General features: G+C 59.7%; 16 protein-coding genes, 1 tRNA gene and 1 pseudogene. 13 read left to right on the forward strand and 5 right to left on the reverse strand.

What is annotated here, in order from left to right:
• Both HPQ62_RS07715 and HPQ62_RS07720 read left to right on the forward strand, forming a co-directional pair.
• Positions 1–416: hypothetical protein (locus tag HPQ62_RS07715; RefSeq protein WP_174801970.1), on the forward strand; the 416-nt coding region annotated here is incomplete at its 5' end.
• 61 nt (positions 417–477) lie between these two features.
• The gene (locus tag HPQ62_RS07720; RefSeq protein ID WP_174801971.1) at positions 478–891 is read left to right on the forward strand and encodes a hypothetical protein; all 414 of its coding nucleotides are present in this window, start codon (positions 478–480) and stop codon (positions 889–891) included.
• On the opposite strand, the gene HPQ62_RS07725 is transcribed toward HPQ62_RS07720, so the two are convergent.
• Positions 888–2,900 carry a hypothetical protein gene (locus tag HPQ62_RS07725; RefSeq protein ID WP_174801972.1) on the reverse strand — a complete coding sequence of 671 codons (2,013 nt, stop codon included), beginning with the start codon at positions 2,898–2,900 and terminating at the stop codon, positions 888–890. The two genes, HPQ62_RS07720 and HPQ62_RS07725, sit on opposite strands and share 4 nt — an antisense overlap.
• A complete protein-coding gene (locus tag HPQ62_RS07730; protein ID WP_174801973.1) occupies positions 2,897–3,226 on the reverse strand; it encodes a hypothetical protein in 330 nt (109 codons plus the stop codon). Before HPQ62_RS07730 ends, HPQ62_RS07725 begins: the two co-directional genes overlap by 4 nt.
• Before the next feature lie 286 nt (positions 3,227–3,512).
• On the opposite strand from HPQ62_RS07730, the gene HPQ62_RS07735 reads away from it, so the two are divergent.
• The gene (locus HPQ62_RS07735) at positions 3,513–4,640 is read left to right on the forward strand and encodes a hypothetical protein (protein WP_206678056.1); all 1,128 of its coding nucleotides are present in this window, start codon (positions 3,513–3,515) and stop codon (positions 4,638–4,640) included.
• A gap of 215 nt (positions 4,641–4,855) precedes the next feature.
• Positions 4,856–5,170, forward strand: coding sequence for a hypothetical protein (locus HPQ62_RS07745; RefSeq protein WP_174801974.1), 315 nt, complete (start codon positions 4,856–4,858; stop codon positions 5,168–5,170).
• Between the two features lie 22 nt (positions 5,171–5,192).
• Here the strand turns inward: HPQ62_RS07745 and HPQ62_RS07750 are convergent, their stop codons facing one another.
• From HPQ62_RS07750 to HPQ62_RS07755, 3 genes and pseudogenes are all read right to left on the reverse strand, one after another.
• A complete protein-coding gene (locus HPQ62_RS07750; protein WP_244629607.1) occupies positions 5,193–6,104 on the reverse strand; it encodes a tyrosine-type recombinase/integrase in 912 nt (303 codons plus the stop codon).
• A gap of 192 nt (positions 6,105–6,296) precedes the next feature.
• Positions 6,297–6,458, reverse strand: a pseudogene (locus tag HPQ62_RS21220) (DUF6538 domain-containing protein); the annotation flags it as partial.
• Positions 6,459–6,599: 141 nt separating this feature from the next.
• A tRNA-Ser gene (locus tag HPQ62_RS07755) sits at positions 6,600–6,689 on the reverse strand.
• A gap of 250 nt (positions 6,690–6,939) precedes the next feature.
• Between HPQ62_RS07755 and msrA the strand changes: the two genes are divergently transcribed.
• From msrA to deoA, 9 genes are all read left to right on the forward strand, one after another.
• Entirely contained in the window at positions 6,940–7,590 is a 651-nt protein-coding gene (msrA, locus tag HPQ62_RS07760) for a peptide-methionine (S)-S-oxide reductase MsrA (protein ID WP_174801976.1), read from the forward strand.
• Between the two features lie 234 nt (positions 7,591–7,824).
• Positions 7,825–8,817: a BMP family lipoprotein gene (locus HPQ62_RS07765; protein ID WP_174801977.1), complete on the forward strand. Its 993-nt coding sequence runs from the start codon at positions 7,825–7,827 to the stop codon at positions 8,815–8,817.
• Positions 8,818–8,944: 127 nt separating this feature from the next.
• The gene (locus HPQ62_RS07770) at positions 8,945–10,450 is read left to right on the forward strand and encodes an ABC transporter ATP-binding protein (protein WP_174801978.1); all 1,506 of its coding nucleotides are present in this window, start codon (positions 8,945–8,947) and stop codon (positions 10,448–10,450) included.
• Between the two features lie 7 nt (positions 10,451–10,457).
• Positions 10,458–11,570 (forward strand): ABC transporter permease, encoded by a 1,113-nt coding sequence (locus HPQ62_RS07775; RefSeq protein WP_174801979.1) that lies wholly within the window; start codon positions 10,458–10,460, stop codon positions 11,568–11,570.
• A 3-nt stretch (positions 11,571–11,573) separates the two neighbouring features.
• A complete protein-coding gene (locus HPQ62_RS07780; RefSeq protein ID WP_174801980.1) occupies positions 11,574–12,545 on the forward strand; it encodes an ABC transporter permease in 972 nt (323 codons plus the stop codon).
• Complete coding sequence (gene cdd, locus HPQ62_RS07785; RefSeq protein ID WP_174801981.1) at positions 12,545–12,943, forward strand: cytidine deaminase; 399 nt, start codon at positions 12,545–12,547, stop codon at positions 12,941–12,943. Before HPQ62_RS07780 ends, cdd begins: the two co-directional genes overlap by 1 nt.
• Positions 12,940–13,737 (forward strand): purine-nucleoside phosphorylase, encoded by a 798-nt coding sequence (locus tag HPQ62_RS07790; RefSeq protein ID WP_174801982.1) that lies wholly within the window; start codon positions 12,940–12,942, stop codon positions 13,735–13,737. The genes cdd and HPQ62_RS07790 overlap by 4 nt, the downstream gene beginning before the upstream one ends.
• A 3-nt stretch (positions 13,738–13,740) precedes the next feature.
• Positions 13,741–14,514 carry a deoxyribose-phosphate aldolase gene (gene deoC / locus HPQ62_RS07795; RefSeq protein ID WP_174801983.1) on the forward strand — a complete coding sequence of 258 codons (774 nt, stop codon included), beginning with the start codon at positions 13,741–13,743 and terminating at the stop codon, positions 14,512–14,514.
• A 3-nt stretch (positions 14,515–14,517) separates the two neighbouring features.
• A complete protein-coding gene (gene deoA / locus HPQ62_RS07800) occupies positions 14,518–15,828 on the forward strand; it encodes a thymidine phosphorylase (RefSeq protein ID WP_174801984.1) in 1,311 nt (436 codons plus the stop codon).
• The last annotated feature ends 15 nt before the right edge of the window (positions 15,829–15,843 follow it).

Raw genomic sequence — 15,843 nt, forward strand, 5'->3', positions numbered from 1 at the left:
CCATTGCCGACGCCGGCGTCGGCAATGGGTTCGATCAACCCCGCAAGAGCATGCGGCCAAGCCGCATGCCGCTTCCAGCCACCATCCCGCTCCGCGGGCAATCGCCAACGCTGGAAGGTTTCCGCCCAAGGCGGAAACAGACTCAGAATAAAGAGAGAGTGCGCCTGCATCGGCAGTGCCGATCCCGCGAAGGTTGGAAGCTGAGCGATGCCGCGTGGTGTACGAAACTAAATTTTCTGAAAAAGTTAGTTGGCACTCCGCCAACATTCTCCGCACAAAACCCGAAAGTATTTTTTTCGAGAAAAAAAGGTTTGGAAAAAAGGGCGCGGCGGAGAGCCCGCCGCAAAAATTCTGGAAGAAAATGGTCGAAAACCGGCGCACAGGACACCAAAACCTTTTTTTCTGAAAAAAGTTAGTCGGCGTTTTCCCCTCGCCGGGGGCCAGAAAAGCCAAAGGTAAATTATTTCAGAAAAAAGTTTGGGCAAAAAATTCGACGAGAGCCCAAAACTGAAATTTATCGAAAGAAAATGGCTCGGGAACTGGCGCGAAGGAGATCAAAACCTTTTTTCTGAAAAAAAGTTAGTCGGAGCTTTCACCCTGCGGAGCGCCCAAAAAACCAAACCAATATTTTTCAGAAAAAAAGATTTCGCGACCATTGCTGACACGAAAGACCAACTCGGCTGGATCAAAATCTTTCGCGGACACCCGCGCGAGCGGCAGGACGATGTCAAAATCGTTCAGTTAGATTCGCGTTTTCGGGATGTTTTCCGCCTTCAATCAAGCTCGCACTGCCGGCAAAAATCGCTGACGGAATATCCTCGTTTTGGAAATTCCCGCGCGCGTCAAAATCTCCAGCACCCCGAGCACCACCCGGGCCAATTGCAGCCTTAAAACCCCGGCCCGTCATCTATGTCGTTGTCGTCATCAATCTCATTGTCGTTGTCGAAAGAATCCGGTTCCGGCTCGGAACGCAATGACAGCGGCATGCCATCAGTATCAAAATCCATTAATGTCTCGCCATCATAGAGCACATGACCGTCCTCAGTGTCGAAGCGAAGCCATTCCCTGCCTTCATGATGAACGAACGAGATGCGTGGATGAATGTTCGTGCGATCCTTCAAACTCAACACTCTTCGTATCAGATCCGCGCGGCTCAACTCGGCTGTCGTTCCGCCAAGGGTTGACCCAGTGCTGCGAGGATCTTCTCCACGTTGGCGTTCAGCCTCTTCAGTTCGGCGTGCTGGTGCTTGACGACCGAGCCAATTGCCCGGACCACTTCGTGGAGTTCCATCTCGTTTTCTACCGTCTTGCTGAACACCTCCAGTTGAACGGCGATCGCTTCCACGGCTTGCGTGAACTCCATCAGCCGGTCGCCGACCTTCGGCTTTTCCATCTGCTCTATCATTCGCTGCAGTGGCCCCGCCAAAGATGAGATCGTCATCAGGGCTTTCAGCATTTCGGGATCGCTTTTGAGAGGCGCGTTTTGTTCGTTCATTGATCATCTCCAGTGTCTTGGCAATGCGTTTGAAACGCTCAAGTCCCACTCGCTCCAGTTCGCCAAGCAACAGAACTGTTGCCTGGTTGTGCCGCAAACGGTCCGCCATCATGCCCAGATGGTTTTTCAGTCCGGCAAGGAACTTTCGGGGGTCGAAATCTGGCTGAGGTACAGGAGTGACGGCATCATTTTCGTCTGCCAGGCCGTCAGTGCCTTCAAATCCGCCTTCAGCTCTTTGACCTCTGCCTCCAGCGCCGATATCCGCGATGCCTGCTCCTGCTCGCGTTGCTTCAGGCACGCGACCAATTCTCGTTCCATTAGGCTCAGTGTTTTTTCCATGACGTGCTCCGGGGAGGAATTCTGGATGACAGGACGGAAGCGGAAGGCCGGGTCCGGCGAGAATGTCTTCTGGATCAGGGACGGGCTCTGGTGGATATCCATAGCGCTCGGCATTCATCTCGGCCCGCTTTTGCATGCCTTCGAGCAGTTGGCGCGGCGCCCGTTCAAGCTTTGCCGCGCGCTCTGCCCGATACGCGTCCTCGCTCATGCCGAGAAACGGCTTTCCATCGTCGAAATCCTTCGACATCCAATATCCGCTGATCGTGATCGGGCGGTCGGCTATCGGATCGTAGATCGTCACCGATTGTGGATCGAAACTGATAACTTCAAGCCCATCCAGTTCCGCCGCTATATTGGCAAATATCGTATCGCGGTTGCGCGCACCACCTTCGCCCTGGTATTCGGCCAAGGTGGCGACTTCGGAGCTTTGCAGGCCTTTTCCGAAGACCAGATTTCTCCAGGCCTCGCTTCTCTGCTTCAATATCCAGTCCGCCAGGATAACCTTGCGCCTGCGCTCATACTCCAGTGGATCACTCCACCCGAACCTGCCGTTCAGCGTGTCACGAAACGCATCCCACAATTGCCTGCTGCCTTCTCTCGGCGGATGGGGGTTATAGGAAAGCAGCTTGCCGTTCGAAGCGCAGACGGCGCGCGGCATCAGAATATTCACTTCGAGCCGACCAGTATGGGTGTGCGTGCCGACAAGCGGCTGGAAGCGCGCCGCGCGCGGTACCCCGGCATAGGCAACCTCATTGAAGAGCCGCAGCGCCTTGCCGACCTGATCACGCAACACCCGGTCTCCGGCGTTGAAAGCAGGGACCGGAATATCATCGGCGAGAAAGGACATCGTCATAGCGCTGTAGCGATGCTTGTTGCGCAGCGAGCGCACGAGATCGCGCATCGGGTCGGCCTGACCAAGGAGAAGCTCCGGTGCAGGATCGCGACGGATCGTGACACGCTTTCCCTCGAGGTTCTTTCTCACCATCTTCTGCAGGTAGTAGATGATGGCTCGCAGCACCTCGCTATCGATCGTGCTCCCGGTATGGGGAGAAAAGCCGAAGATCATCTTCCCCCTCCCTGACGCTGCAGGTCCGCGCAGAGCCGTTCGATTGCAACAAGCTCCAGAAGAAGGTCTGGGATCGCCGCATGCCCTTGACCGCGCAGCGCCGCGGCAACCTCGCCGAGCGCGATCTCGACCGCCTGTATGGCCGGCAGAATGCGAGCACCATCCGCCGGATTTGCCCCAGGCTGACTGCAGCAGCGGCGGACATATTCGGATATCGAAATACCACCTTTAGCTGCTGCCTTTTTCAAGGCCGCCCATGTCGCATCATCGACCTGGATCTCGCGTCTTCTGGCAATCTCAGCTTCTGCTTTACGCGGTCTCGCCATCGTACTATCCTCTCAGAAAGGCCAGAGCGGTCGCCGGGTTTCGCCCCCGGTGCTTTGCGGAGCCTTGATCTTTATGGTCAGCGATTTCTGCGAAAAACCAAAACAGCTTTTGGAAAAAAGTTTCGGCGAGGTCAGAACAGGCACTCCAGGCTTTGAAAGCGTTGACGGAAATTCTCGCTTTTTCGTGTGCTTCAAGCCGAGAAATGGATGTTTTCGCAGTCCGCATTCAAAGTCGAAACACAACCTTGGAATGTTGCTCTCGTTAGCTTCACGGGTGTACTGATCGATGGGCAAATCGCTCAAAAAAGACGCCCAGGGACCTCAGTGGATGCAGTTTCGACGCACGATCGGGATCGACTATTCGGGAGCTGAAACGGCCGATTCAAGCCTCAAGGGCTTGCGCGTCTTCATGTCCGAAGACGGCGCCGAAGCGGCCGAGGTCCTGCCTCCTTCGGGAGCCGCAAAGCACTGGTCGCGTCGGCGCATGACGTCCTGGCTGATTGATCGCCTCAACGAACCTCTCCCGACAATCGTCGGGATCGATCATGCCTTTTCCTTCCCCGATGCCTATTTCAGGCGGCACGATCTCGCACCGGACTGGGATGCGTTTCTCGACGATTTTAGCCTTCACTGGCCCCTCGATGAACCGAACCTCTATGTCGATTTCGTGCGGTTTGGCAGCTTCGGCAACGGCGCCATGCGATCCGGCGAGCGGCGTTGGCGGCGGCTTTGCGAACAGGCCTCGCGTGCTAAATCGGTCTTTCATTTCGACGTCCCCGGCCAAGTCGCAAAGTCGACCCATAGCGGCCTGCCGTTTCTCAGGCAGATCCGGCAAGCATGTCCGGAACTGCACATCTGGCCTTTCGATGGCTGGGAGGTGCCCTCAGGACGCTCTTGTCTCGTGGAAGCCTATCCCCGCCTTTATGCCAGCCAATACGACAGGGCCGATCGAACCGAAGATCAGCACGACGCCTTCGCGATCGCATCCTGGCTGCGCGACGCCGACCAGCAAGGCACACTTGTTAACTCGCTCCAGCCTGACCTATCTGATCGGGCTCGCACAATGGCGAAACATGAGGGGTGGATCATTGGCGTGGAGGAAGCGATGCCCGACAGGAAAGTGCATCCTCGTCGCCAAACCGCAAAGCCAGCACCTGAGCGGATGCACCAGCAGCATCCAGAACGCCAGCAGCAACACCGACATGCCAAGACAACGCGTCCCGGCTATCGCAATCGCAATGGGCAGATCGTCATTGCAGATACCGGTCTTCCCGGCACAGACCATAATCAGCGCATCTACCAGCTCTGCTGCGGCCGTTGCGGACACAATTATGGTGCGAACGGATCAGACATTCACCTGCGCAGATGTCCTGCCTGCGATGGCGGTAAGCCGGGCCTTCGGTACGGAGACTGATCGTTGGGGCGCTCCGGATCTCGCACATCACAATCTGCGAGCATGCCATTCTGCCCAAGCGCATCTTGCTCGACATAAGCCCAAAATAGCGGACTCCTAATGCGTTAGGACTTTTCCGTATAAAATCATACACTTGTCCACATTTCCGAGCTGATTTCCGTTGGAAATCTGTTGTTCTGATCGGGTACTATGCCTCCATCAGCAACAGCGGAGGCATGTCCTCCATCGATAGAAGTGACTTGCAGCCTATGGCGCGAGAACGGGAAAGCCATGCCGAAAGTGAGGCGGTGCGGGAGCGATCAGTTGCTCGTCCTCGCTTCGCCCGTCGCCCGGCAGCAACGGCATCGGAACGCGAGCGGCTGCAAACCGCCATCGAGACCATCGCCGCGCTCATGATCGATGATCCCGTCTACCTACCGATCTTCGAACGCCTGGAGCGTGAGATCGAGCTGGAGAGAAACCGTGCCGACACAATGGCCCGCGCCCGCGCAGTCCTGCGTCAGAAAGAAATGGTACCTGCAAAACCTTGAGCTACCTGCAACACTTGATCGCTCAAAATGCCAATGGCTGCAACAGATCACTCAATTGCTTCAGGCTCGCTCCGGCGCCATAGCGCTCTCTATTAAGGGCATGCCCCATCAGATCGCGGCGGATGCGCTCGTCAAGGCCAGCGGCCAGCATGCGATCCTCGAAGGAATGCCTCAGGCAATAAAGCGTGTGCTCTGCTGTTTCACACAAACCGTTTTCCCTGAGAAACTTGTTCACCGTACCACTCAGGCCCGCCGAACGCGTCTGGTACCTTGAAAAGCCGTCCGGGAACGGCCTCATGGCCTCAAGAGAAACGCCGATCAGGGGTATGACACGTCTTGCATTGCCGCTCTTCAGCTTCCGACCGATCGGCTTGATCGAAATGTGAGGAATATTGGCATCTAGATGGATCTCTTCTGGAGTGAGGCCTGCAAGTTCACTCGGTCTTGCGCCGGTATTGATCATGACGAGAAGAATTGCCCGCGCCTGCTCATTCAACCCGTCAAGCGCGCCAGGCCGCAATAACTGATCCCGGATCCAGGCATGTGAGAAAGGTGGCCGGGTCTTGGCCTCGCCGGATTTCAGGGCAATATCCGTGAAGGGCAGAACGAGACCCAGTCTCTTCATGCGGCTCACAGTCTTGAGCACGTCGCCAAGATGCATGAAGTCCTTGTTGGCTGTGTCGGGCGATATGTCCTCGATATCGACCCGCTCCACCCACCACGCACGAAAATCCAGCATGACGTCGCCGGAAATTTCGTTCAGGGGAAGGTTTCCGCAAACCGAGATGAAATTCCTGACGGCCTTGATCCGAGGGTTGCGCCATCGGCGCAATTGATCTTCACTCTTGCCAACTATTCTATCTTTCGCCAGCGGCCAGTAGAGTTCGAGGGCGCGCTCGACCGAAATGAGAGGTTCGGCAACGCCGCCCAGCAAAGCGGCCGCTTCCTGTGGCGCGTGCCGTTGGTCTGCTACGGTTTCGATGCGCTCCAGCAGTTCGGCTCTGGGAAGTTGGGCGACCTTCTCTGCCGTGAGATAGCGATAGCCGCGCCGCTGGGCCAGTTCTGCAGCTGCCTGAAACCGCGCCTCGGCATCATCGGTATCGCCCGCAAGTCGGGCTTCCCAGGCTTCGATCTGCTCGGCCCATATCAACGGTGCCTTGGCCTTGGCCTGTGTCTCGGAATCAGTATGGAGGCTCAGCCAGATTTCGCTACGACTTTCGACCGGCGCAAAGCGCTTCGGGACACGCCGCCGGATATAGAATACCGATCCTCTTCGCATAAGCGGCATCGCATGCTCCCGTCAGAAAAGTGGAGCAGAATGTGTAGCACATCGTGTAGCAGAAATGAAGAATCGCGTAAGGCAGTAAACGGCACAAAAGTCTAAGAGATTGATATTAAGACGAAATTTAACATGAGCTATAAAGTTTAATGGCGGACAGAGAGGGATTCGAACCCTCGATACGGTTTCCCGTATACACGCGTTCCAGGCGTGCGCCTTCAACCACTCGGCCACCTGTCCTTCCAATGCCAGCTTCGTGAAGCGGCGGGAACGGCGCGATATATACCGATGAACGGGCGATGATCAACCCGAATTTGTCAGATTTCTGAAATGACTGGCGCGATGGCCGCGCTGATCGCAGCGTTTGGGCCTTTGCCCCGGAACCGCTGCTTGTCTGAAGGCGTTTCCATGCCTATCTATTGGCCATGTTTCGCCGGCCGTCGCAATGGATGCGTGAAAGGCACGGCGCTCTCGATCAAAGGAGAATCACATGTTTCTCTCGACCTTCAAGAAGGAAAAGACCACGCTGCCGACCACGGAGACGGCGCTTCCCGGCCGTTCCGAACCGATCCCCACGGCGCGCGAACACTTCGTCAGCGGGCGCAGCCTTGCCCCGCCCTATCCTGCCCACCTGAAGGAAGTCATGCTCGGCATGGGCTGTTTCTGGGGCGCTGAGCGGCTTTTGTGGCAGACGCCGGGTGTCTACGTGACGGTCGCCGGCTATTCCGGCGGGATCACGCCTAACCCGACCTATGAGGAAACCTGCACGGGCCTCACGGGCCACACCGAAGTTGTGCGCGTCGTCTACGATCCGACCGAGGTCAGCCTCGAACAATTGCTCGCGATCTTCTTCGAGGCCCATGACCCGACCCAGGGCATGCGCCAGGGCAATGACATCGGCACCACCTACCGCTCCGCGATCTATCTCGAAAGCGAAGAGGACATGGAGCTTGCCGAGACGGTCCGCGACCGGTTCCAGCAGGCCCTGAAGGACAGCGGACGCGGCGACGTCATCACCACCGAGATCACCCGCGCGCAGGAATTCTATCCGGCCGAGGATTACCACCAGCAATATCTGGCGAAAAACCCCGCGGGCTATTGCGGGCTGCGCGGCACAGGCGTTTCCTGCCCGATCGGCTGACCTGCCGGAGCCGCTTGAAAAGCATATGGAAAAGGGAGCCCTAGCGCTCCCTTTTCGTTTGTCCCCAGGCAAGGCCCGCACTGTTCCGTATTTTTACCCTTCGGGCAAATTTTGTGGTGAAATTTTGTGTGAGCCGTGCAACCATGACAGCAGGGCCGGCCGTCAAGCGCCGGCAACCTTCCCGGATATCGGCCGGGATTTCAGGTTTTCACGCACAGGGAACAGAGCTGCAATATGAAAAAGACGATTTTGAGCCTTATGGCTGTAGCCGCCATGTCGACCACCGCACTGGCCGCCGATTTCAAGCCGGCGCTGGTTTACGGCACCGGCGGCAAGTTCGACAAATCCTTCAACGAGTCCGGTTACAACGGCGCGGAAAAGTTCAAGGCCGATACCGGCGTAGACTACCGCGACTTCGAGCCGACCGGCGACGCCCAGGGCGAACAGGCGATCCTCAACTTCGCGTCGATGGGCTTCAGCCCGATCGTCGCTCTGTCCTTTGCCTGGAAATCGGCCGTCGAAAAGATCGCGCCGCAGTTCCCCGACACCCAGTTCTACATCGTCGATGACGTCGTCGATGCGCCGAACGTCCAGTCCGTCGTCTTCAAGGAAGAACAGGGTTCCTACCTTGTCGGCCTTCTCGGCGCGATGAAATCGGAAACCGGCACGGTCGGCTTCGTCGGCGGCATGGACATTCCGCTGATCCACAAGTTCGGCTGCGGCTATGCGCAGGGCGCGCATGCGGCAAATGACAACGTCAAGGTCGTCACCAACTTCGTCGGCACCACCGGCGCCGCCTGGAACGACCCGGTCAAGGCAGGCGAGCTGACCAAGAACCAGATGGACCAGGGCGCCGACGTGATCTATGCGGCAGCCGGCGCATCCGGTCTCGGCGTTCTCCAGGCTGCGGCCGATGCCGACAAGTATTCGATCGGCGTCGATTCCAACCAGAACTACGTCCATCCGGGTTCGGTGCTGACATCGATGGTCAAGCGCGTCGACAACGCTGTCTATGACGCCTTCAAGGGCAGCCAGGACGGTTCGTTCAAGGCCGGCGTCAACAGCCTGGGCGTTGCCGAAAACGGCGTGGGCTGGGCCTATGACGACGACAACAAGCCGCTGATCACCGAAGAGATGCTGGCCGCGGTCGAAAAGGCCAAGGAAGGCATCGTTTCCGGCGAGATCGAGGTTCACGACTACTCGGTCGACAACACCTGCCCCTATTGATCTGAAGAAGCCGGGCGTCGGACAACCAAGCCGACGCCCGGCTTTTCACATCCGGCAGCCGTGGCACCGGCATCTTGGCAGCACCCTTGCGCAGGCTGCCTCATCTTCTGTTGGAGTTTAAGAGCATTTGAACCCCGCGATCGAACTCATCGGCATCGACAAGAGCTTTGGACCGGTAAAGGCCAACAAGGATATCAACCTTACGGTTGAAAAGGGCACCATACACGGCATCATCGGCGAAAACGGCGCTGGCAAATCGACACTGATGTCGATCCTCTACGGCTTCTACCAGGCCGACAACGGCGAAATCAAAGTCAACGGCGAAAAGCTCGTGATCGCCGACACGGATGTCGCCATCGATGCCGGTATCGGCATGGTGCATCAGCATTTCATGCTGGTGGAAGATTTCACCGTGCTGGAAAATATCATGCTTGGCGCCGAAGGCGGAGCGCTGCTCGGCAAAGGCGCGAGCGCTGCCCGCAAGGAACTGAAGCGGCTTGAAAGCGAATACGGGCTCGAAGTCGACCCCGATGCCGTGATCGAGGAACTGCCCGTCGGCCTGCAGCAGCGCGTGGAAATTCTGAAAGCCATGTTCCGCGGCGCGGAAATCCTGATCCTCGACGAGCCGACTGGCGTGCTGACGCCGGCGGAAGCAGACCATCTGTTCCGCATTCTCGGCATGCTGCGCGAACAGGGCAAGACCGTCATCCTGATCACCCACAAGCTGCGCGAGATCATGGCGATCACCGACAATGTTTCGGTCATGCGCCGCGGCGAGATGGTGGCAACGCGCAAGACCTCCGAAACCACCGTCGAGGAACTCGCCGAACTGATGGTCGGCCGCAGGGTTCTGCTGCGCGTCGAAAAGGGCGAGGCCAATCCGGGCGAGGTCGCCCTTTCGGTCCGCAATCTCACCGTGCACGACGGACGCGGCGTGCCGATGGTGAAGAATGTTTCCTTCGATGTCCGCAAGGGCGAGATCGTGGGCATTGCAGGCGTTGCCGGCAATGGCCAGTCGGAGCTTCTGGAGGCGCTGTCGGGCATCCGCAAGCCGCATTCGGGCGAGATCTGGATCGAGGGCAAGAAGATTACCCATGCCGATCCCGCCCAGATGCGGGAGATCGGCGTCGCCCACATTCCGGAAGACCGCCACCATATGGGCCTGATCCTGCCCTTCGAGGAGCGGGAGAACAATATTCTCGGCTATCATCACCGCGACGCGTATGGCCGCGGCGGCGTGCTTGACCGTCAGGCGATCCTCGAAGACGCCAAGGCACGGATAGAAAAATACGATATCCGCCCCCCGAACCCGATGCTGAAGACCGCCAATTTTTCCGGCGGCAACCAGCAGAAGATCGTGGTGGCGCGCGAGATCGAGCGCGACCCGGACATCCTGCTTGTCGGCCAGCCGACCCGTGGGGTGGATATCGGCGCGATCGAATTCATCCACAGCCGCATCATCGACATGCGCGACAGCGGCAAGGCGGTGCTTCTCGTGTCCGTGGAACTCGACGAGATCCGCGCGCTTTCCGATCGCATCCTGGTGATGTTCGCCGGCGAGAATGTCGGCGAGACCACACCGGAAGCGGATGAACAGAAACTCGGCCTGATGATGGCCGGGATAGCATCTTGAGGTCGACATGAGCGCCGCTAACACGCCCCTGCCCTCCTGGGTTTCCTTTCTTCTGATGCCGCTCCTGAACCTCGTTACCGCGCTGGTGATTTCGGGGTTCGTGATCTGGATGATCGGCCAGAACCCGCTGGAAGCCTTCGGCATTCTCATCAATGGCGCCCTCGGCAGCGGCATGGGCATCGGCTTCACGCTGTTTTACGCCACCAGTTTCATCTTCACCGGGCTTTCCGTGGCGATGGCCTATCACGCAGGGCTCTTCAACATCGGCTCCGAGGGCCAGGCCTATGTGGGCGGCCTTGGCTGCGCGCTGGTGGCACTGGCACTCGATCAATACCTGCCGTGGTATGTGACGATGCCTTTTGCCGTTCTCGGCGCCGCGATCTTCGGCGCGGCCTGGGCCTTCATTCCGGCATGGCTTCAGGCCAAGCGCGGCAGCCACATCGTGATCACCACGATCATGTTCAATTTCATCGGCGCGGCGCTGATGGTCTACCTGCTGGTGCATGTGCTGAAGCCTGCGGGCGCGATGTCGCCCGAAACCCGCGGCTTCCTGCCCGGCGGCCAGCTTCCGAGCCTCAACTGGCTGATGGCGATGTTCGGCTCCAGGCTCGGCCCTGCGCCGCTCAACGTCTCTTTCCTGATCGCGCTGGTGATGTGCGTTGCGGTCTGGTTCCTGATCTGGCGCACGAAATTCGGCTATTCGGTCCGCGCCCTCGGCCTCAGCGCATCGTCCGCCACCTATGCCGGCATCCCTTATGCCCGGACCGTGATCATCACCATGCTGCTCTCCGGTGGCCTTGCCGGCATGATGGCGCTCAATGTGGTGATGGGATCGGCAGACCGCCTGCAGGTGGAATTCGTCGGCGGGGCAGGCTTTGTCGGCATTGCCGTTTCGCTGATGGGCCGCAACCATCCGCTGGGCATCGTCCTGGCGGCCATCCTGTTCGGCATTCTCTACCAGGGCGGCGCGCAGGTATCGTTCATGATGCCGCAGATCACCCGCGACATGATCGTGATGATCCAGGGGCTCGTCATCCTGTTTGCCGGCGCGCTGGAGTTCCTCTACCGCCCGGCACTTGTCAGGGTATTTGCAAGACGACAGCTGGCGGCGGGGGTCTGAGCCATGCAGTATACAGACATCATCGTCGGCATGCTCGGCTCCACCGTAAGGCTGTCCATTCCGCTGATCTTCACGGCACTCGCCGGTCTCTTCTCCGAACGGTCGGGCATTTTCGACATCGGGCTCGAGGGCAAGATGCTCGCCTCCGCCTTCGCCTCCGCAGTGGTCGCCTATTACACGGGTTCTCCGTGGCTCGGCCTTCTCGGCGGTATCGCGATCTCGATTGTCTTCAGCCTTGTCCATGGCTATGCATCGATCACCGCGCGCGGCAACCAGATCGTTTCAGGCGTCGCGCTGAACTTCGTTGCAGCGGGTCTCACCGTCGTTCTCGGCAATGCCTGGTTCCGCCAGGGCGGGCGGACGCCGCAGCTTGAAAACTCCGCCCGCTTCACCGGCATCGACCTTCCGGGTTCGGAAGCGGCAAGCCAGATGGGCTTTTTCGGCAAGCTCTATTCCGATGTCATTTCCGGCAACAACATCCTCGTCTACATCGCCTTCGCCACCGTTCCGATCGTGTGGTGGGTGGTCTACAAGACCCGTTTCGGTCTCCGGCTCCGGGCCGTCGGCGAAAATCCGGGCGCGGTCGATACCGCCGGGATTTCGGTGACATGGCTTCGTTACCGCGCGGTGATCCTCGCAGGCCTGCTCTGCGGCTTTTCCGGAACCTATCTTGCCATTGCCCAGTCGGCGTCCTTCATCAGCAACATGTCGGCCGGCAAGGGCTATATCGCACTCGCCGCACTGATCTTTGCCAAGTGGAAGCCCGTGCCGGTCATGTTTGCCTGCCTGCTGTTCGGCTTCCTCGATGCCTTCTCGAACTTCATGCAGGGCAAGTCGATGCCGCTGATCGGCGAAGTGCCGGTCCAGGTGTTCCAGGCCATGCCCTATATCCTCACCTGCGTTCTGCTGGCAGGCTTCATCGGCACTGCGCGCCCGCCCAAGGCAGGCGGCGTGCCCTACACCAAGGAACGGTAATGGCAAGCCCGAACGACCTTTTCGATGCTGCCCGCACGGCAAGCGGGAAATCCTATTCGCCCTATTCCAAGTTCCCTGTGGGCGCCGCCATTCTGGCCGCAGACGGCGCGATCTATACCGGTGCGAATGTCGAAAATCTCGCCTACCCTGAAGGCATCTGCGCCGAAGGCGTCGCGATCGGCCAGATGGTCATGGGCGGCACAACCAGCATCAAGGCCGTTGCCGTCTACGCACCGCGCCTGGCGCTCTGCCCGCCCTGCGGCGGCTGCCGCCAGAAGCTTGCGGAGTTTTCCGACGCCGGCACCGAAGTCTATCTGTGCGATGATACCGGCGTGCGCGAGACCGTGACCGTCGGCGCGCTGCTGCCCCACGCCTTCGAGACCGAGAACATAGGATGACCGAGGCAGCGCTCCTGCTGAAGCAGTCGCTCGGCGATTTTTCGCCGCGCCATGCGATGATCCTCGGCTCCGGCCTCGGCGGCCTTGCCGACGAGCTGGAAGATGCCAGGCGCTTTGCCTTTTCCGAATTGCCGGGCTTTCCGCAGGGCGCCGTCAGCGGCCATCACGGCAGTCTCGTCGCCGGCTATCTCGCCGGCACGCCCGTCATCGTTCTTTCCGGACGCGTGCACTATTACGAGCAGGGCGATGCGGCGGCGATGCGCCTGCCGCTCGAGACGCTGGCAGCACTTGGCGTCGAGAACCTGTTTCTGACCAATGCCGCAGGATCGCTCCATCAGGACGTGCCTCCGGGCTCGGTGATGCTGATTACCGACCATATCAACTACTCCGGCATGAACCCGCTGATCGGTGAAATGTCCGACCGCCGCTTCACCGGCATGAGCCATGCCTATGACCGCGAAGCCGCCGATGCGATGCGCCATGCAGCGCGCGCGCTCGACATAAAACTTGCGGAAGGCATATATATGTGGTTTTCAGGACCTAGTTTCGAAACACCGGCTGAAATCCGCATGGCCCGGATACTGGGCGCCGACGCGGTAGGCATGTCGACCGTCCCAGAGGTCATACTCGCGCGGTTTCTGGGCCTCAAGGTATCGGCAGCCTCCGTCATTACCAATTTCGGCGCCGGCATGGACCAGAGCGAACTCGGCCACGGTGAAACCAAGAAGATGGCGCCGATCGGGGGCGAGAAGCTTGCAGCGATCGTAAAGGCCATGATTGGCAGGAGAGAGTAGGCCATGAAACATCACACGCTTCAGGAAGCAGCGTCCGTCTCGCTTTCGCTCCTCGATCTGACCAACCTCAACGAGGACTGCACGGAAAAGGACATCGAGGCGCTGCTGGAGCGTGCCCATACGCCTTACGGCACGCCGGCGGCGATCTGCATCTGGCCGCGCTTCGTCAGCCTCGCACGCCAGATGCTGGGGCCCGACCATCTGATCAAGATTGCGACCGTGGTGAATTTCCCGTCGGGCGAGATGCCGGTGGCGGACGTCGAGGCCGAGACCGAACAGGCGATCCGCGACGGCACAGACGAGATCGATCTGGTGATCCCTTACGCAAAGCTGAACGCGGGCGACGAGACCGCCGTGACCGACATGGTCCGCGCCGTCAGGAGCGTTTGCCGTGAACCGGTCAAGCTCAAGGTCATCCTGGAGACGGGCGAACTTTCCGATGCCGGCCTGATCCGAAAGGCCGCCGAAATCGCGATTGCCGAAGGCGCCGATTTCATCAAGACCTCGACCGGCAAGGTGAAGGTCAACGCCACGCTGGAATCGGCGGATATCATGCTCGGCGCCATCCGCCAATCCGGCCGCAAGGTCGGCTTCAAGCCCGCAGGCGGCATATCCTCGGTGCGCGACGCCCAGCTCTATCTGAGTCTGGCCGAGACGGTGATGGGCGAAGGCTGGGTTATGCCCACAACCTTCCGCTTCGGCGCCTCGGGGCTTCTGAACGACATTCAGGACGTTCTCGCAGGCAGGCCCTCGAAGGCTGCCGGCAGCGGCTATTGAGCCATGCTCGCCCAGGAAATCATCCGCCGGAAGCGCGATGGGCTGACGCTCTCGGGTGAGGAGATCTCCGTCTTTGTCGACGCGCTTGCCAACGAGACGCTGTCCGAAGCGCAGGCCGCCGCCTTTGCCATGGCCGTTTTCTTCCGCGGCATGGACGCGGCCGAAACGGTGGCCCTGACGCTTGCCATGCGCGATTCCGGCCATGTTCTCTCTTGGCCCGGCATTGATCGGCCGATCGCAGACAAGCATTCAACGGGCGGTATCGGCGACAATGTCTCGCTGATGCTTGCCCCGATCGCAGCAGCCGCCGGCCTTGCCGTGCCCATGATCTCGGGACGCGGCCTCGGTGCCTCGGGCGGCACGCTCGACAAGCTGGAATCGATACCGGGTTACAATATCGCTCCTGACGAAGCCACGCTCAGCCGGATCATAAACGACACCGGCTGCGCGATCATCGGCCAGACGGCGGAACTCGCGCCGGCCGACAAGCGGCTCTACGCCATCCGCGACGTCACGGCGACGGTCGAATCCATGCCGCTGATCGTTTCCTCGATCCTGTCGAAAAAACTTGCCGCCGGGCTTCAGACGCTGGTGCTCGACGTGAAGTTCGGCAACGGCGCGTTCATGGCCGAGCCGGATGACGCCAGGGCCCTTGCCCGCCTTCTGGTGCAGGTCGCAAACGGAGCGGGTCTTCCGACCACGGCACTCGTTACCGACATGAACGAGCCGCTCGCCGATGCGGTCGGCAATGCGGTCGAGATCGAAAACGCGCTGTCTTTCCTCAGCGGCGAGAAAGCCGGAACGCGGCTTGAAACGGTGGTACTTGCCTTCGCCGCGGAGATGATCGCCAATGCCGGGCTCGCCGACAGCCGGGAAAGCGCGAGCGACATCGCCCGTGAGGTCCTTTCAAGCGGCAGGGCGCTGGAAGTTTTCGGCAGGATGGTGGCAGGCCTTGGCGGCCCGTCCGATTTCGTCGAACGGTGGCAATTCTATCTGCCGAAGGCCAATGTGATCCGTGCGGTCGCGGCACCCCTCTCCGGCTATCTCACCGCAATGGACGCGCGGGCAATCGGGCTAAGCGTCGTATCGCTCGGCGGCGGGCGAAAGCGGCCATCCGACCGCATCGATCACAGCGTCGGCTATTCCATGATGAAGCCGCTTGGGACGTGGGTCGAGGAGGGAGAACCGCTCGCCCTTGTCCATGCCGCCACGGAAGATGGCTGGCAGGCCGCCGCCGCGACGCTCAGCGACGCCATCACCATCGGAAATAATCCGCCCTCCACCCGGCCTCTGGTGCTGGAGCGGGTCGACTGAAGGCATGACGAAGGA

This window comes from Martelella limonii (genome assembly GCF_013344475.1).
Classification (GTDB): Bacteria; Pseudomonadota; Alphaproteobacteria; order Rhizobiales; family Rhizobiaceae; genus Martelella; species Martelella limonii.

Excerpts from the sequence above, each read along its gene's own strand:
- HPQ62_RS07725 (WP_174801972.1), bottom strand. The coding sequence starts at position 2,900 with ATGATCTTCGGCTTTTCTCCCCATACCGGGAGCACGATCGATAGCGAG.
- HPQ62_RS07730 (WP_174801973.1), bottom strand. The coding sequence starts at position 3,226 with ATGGCGAGACCGCGTAAAGCAGAAGCTGAGATTGCCAGAAGACGCGAG.
- HPQ62_RS07735 (WP_206678056.1), top strand. The coding sequence starts at position 3,513 with ATGGGCAAATCGCTCAAAAAAGACGCCCAGGGACCTCAGTGGATGCAG.
- HPQ62_RS07745 (WP_174801974.1), top strand. The coding sequence starts at position 4,856 with ATGTCCTCCATCGATAGAAGTGACTTGCAGCCTATGGCGCGAGAACGG.
- msrA (WP_174801976.1), top strand. The coding sequence starts at position 6,940 with ATGTTTCTCTCGACCTTCAAGAAGGAAAAGACCACGCTGCCGACCACG.
- HPQ62_RS07765 (WP_174801977.1), top strand. The coding sequence starts at position 7,825 with ATGAAAAAGACGATTTTGAGCCTTATGGCTGTAGCCGCCATGTCGACC.
- HPQ62_RS07775 (WP_174801979.1), top strand. The coding sequence starts at position 10,458 with ATGAGCGCCGCTAACACGCCCCTGCCCTCCTGGGTTTCCTTTCTTCTG.
- HPQ62_RS07780 (WP_174801980.1), top strand. The coding sequence starts at position 11,574 with ATGCAGTATACAGACATCATCGTCGGCATGCTCGGCTCCACCGTAAGG.
- cdd (WP_174801981.1), top strand. The coding sequence starts at position 12,545 with ATGGCAAGCCCGAACGACCTTTTCGATGCTGCCCGCACGGCAAGCGGG.
- HPQ62_RS07790 (WP_174801982.1), top strand. The coding sequence starts at position 12,940 with ATGACCGAGGCAGCGCTCCTGCTGAAGCAGTCGCTCGGCGATTTTTCG.
- deoC (WP_174801983.1), top strand. The coding sequence starts at position 13,741 with ATGAAACATCACACGCTTCAGGAAGCAGCGTCCGTCTCGCTTTCGCTC.
- deoA (WP_174801984.1), top strand. The coding sequence starts at position 14,518 with ATGCTCGCCCAGGAAATCATCCGCCGGAAGCGCGATGGGCTGACGCTC.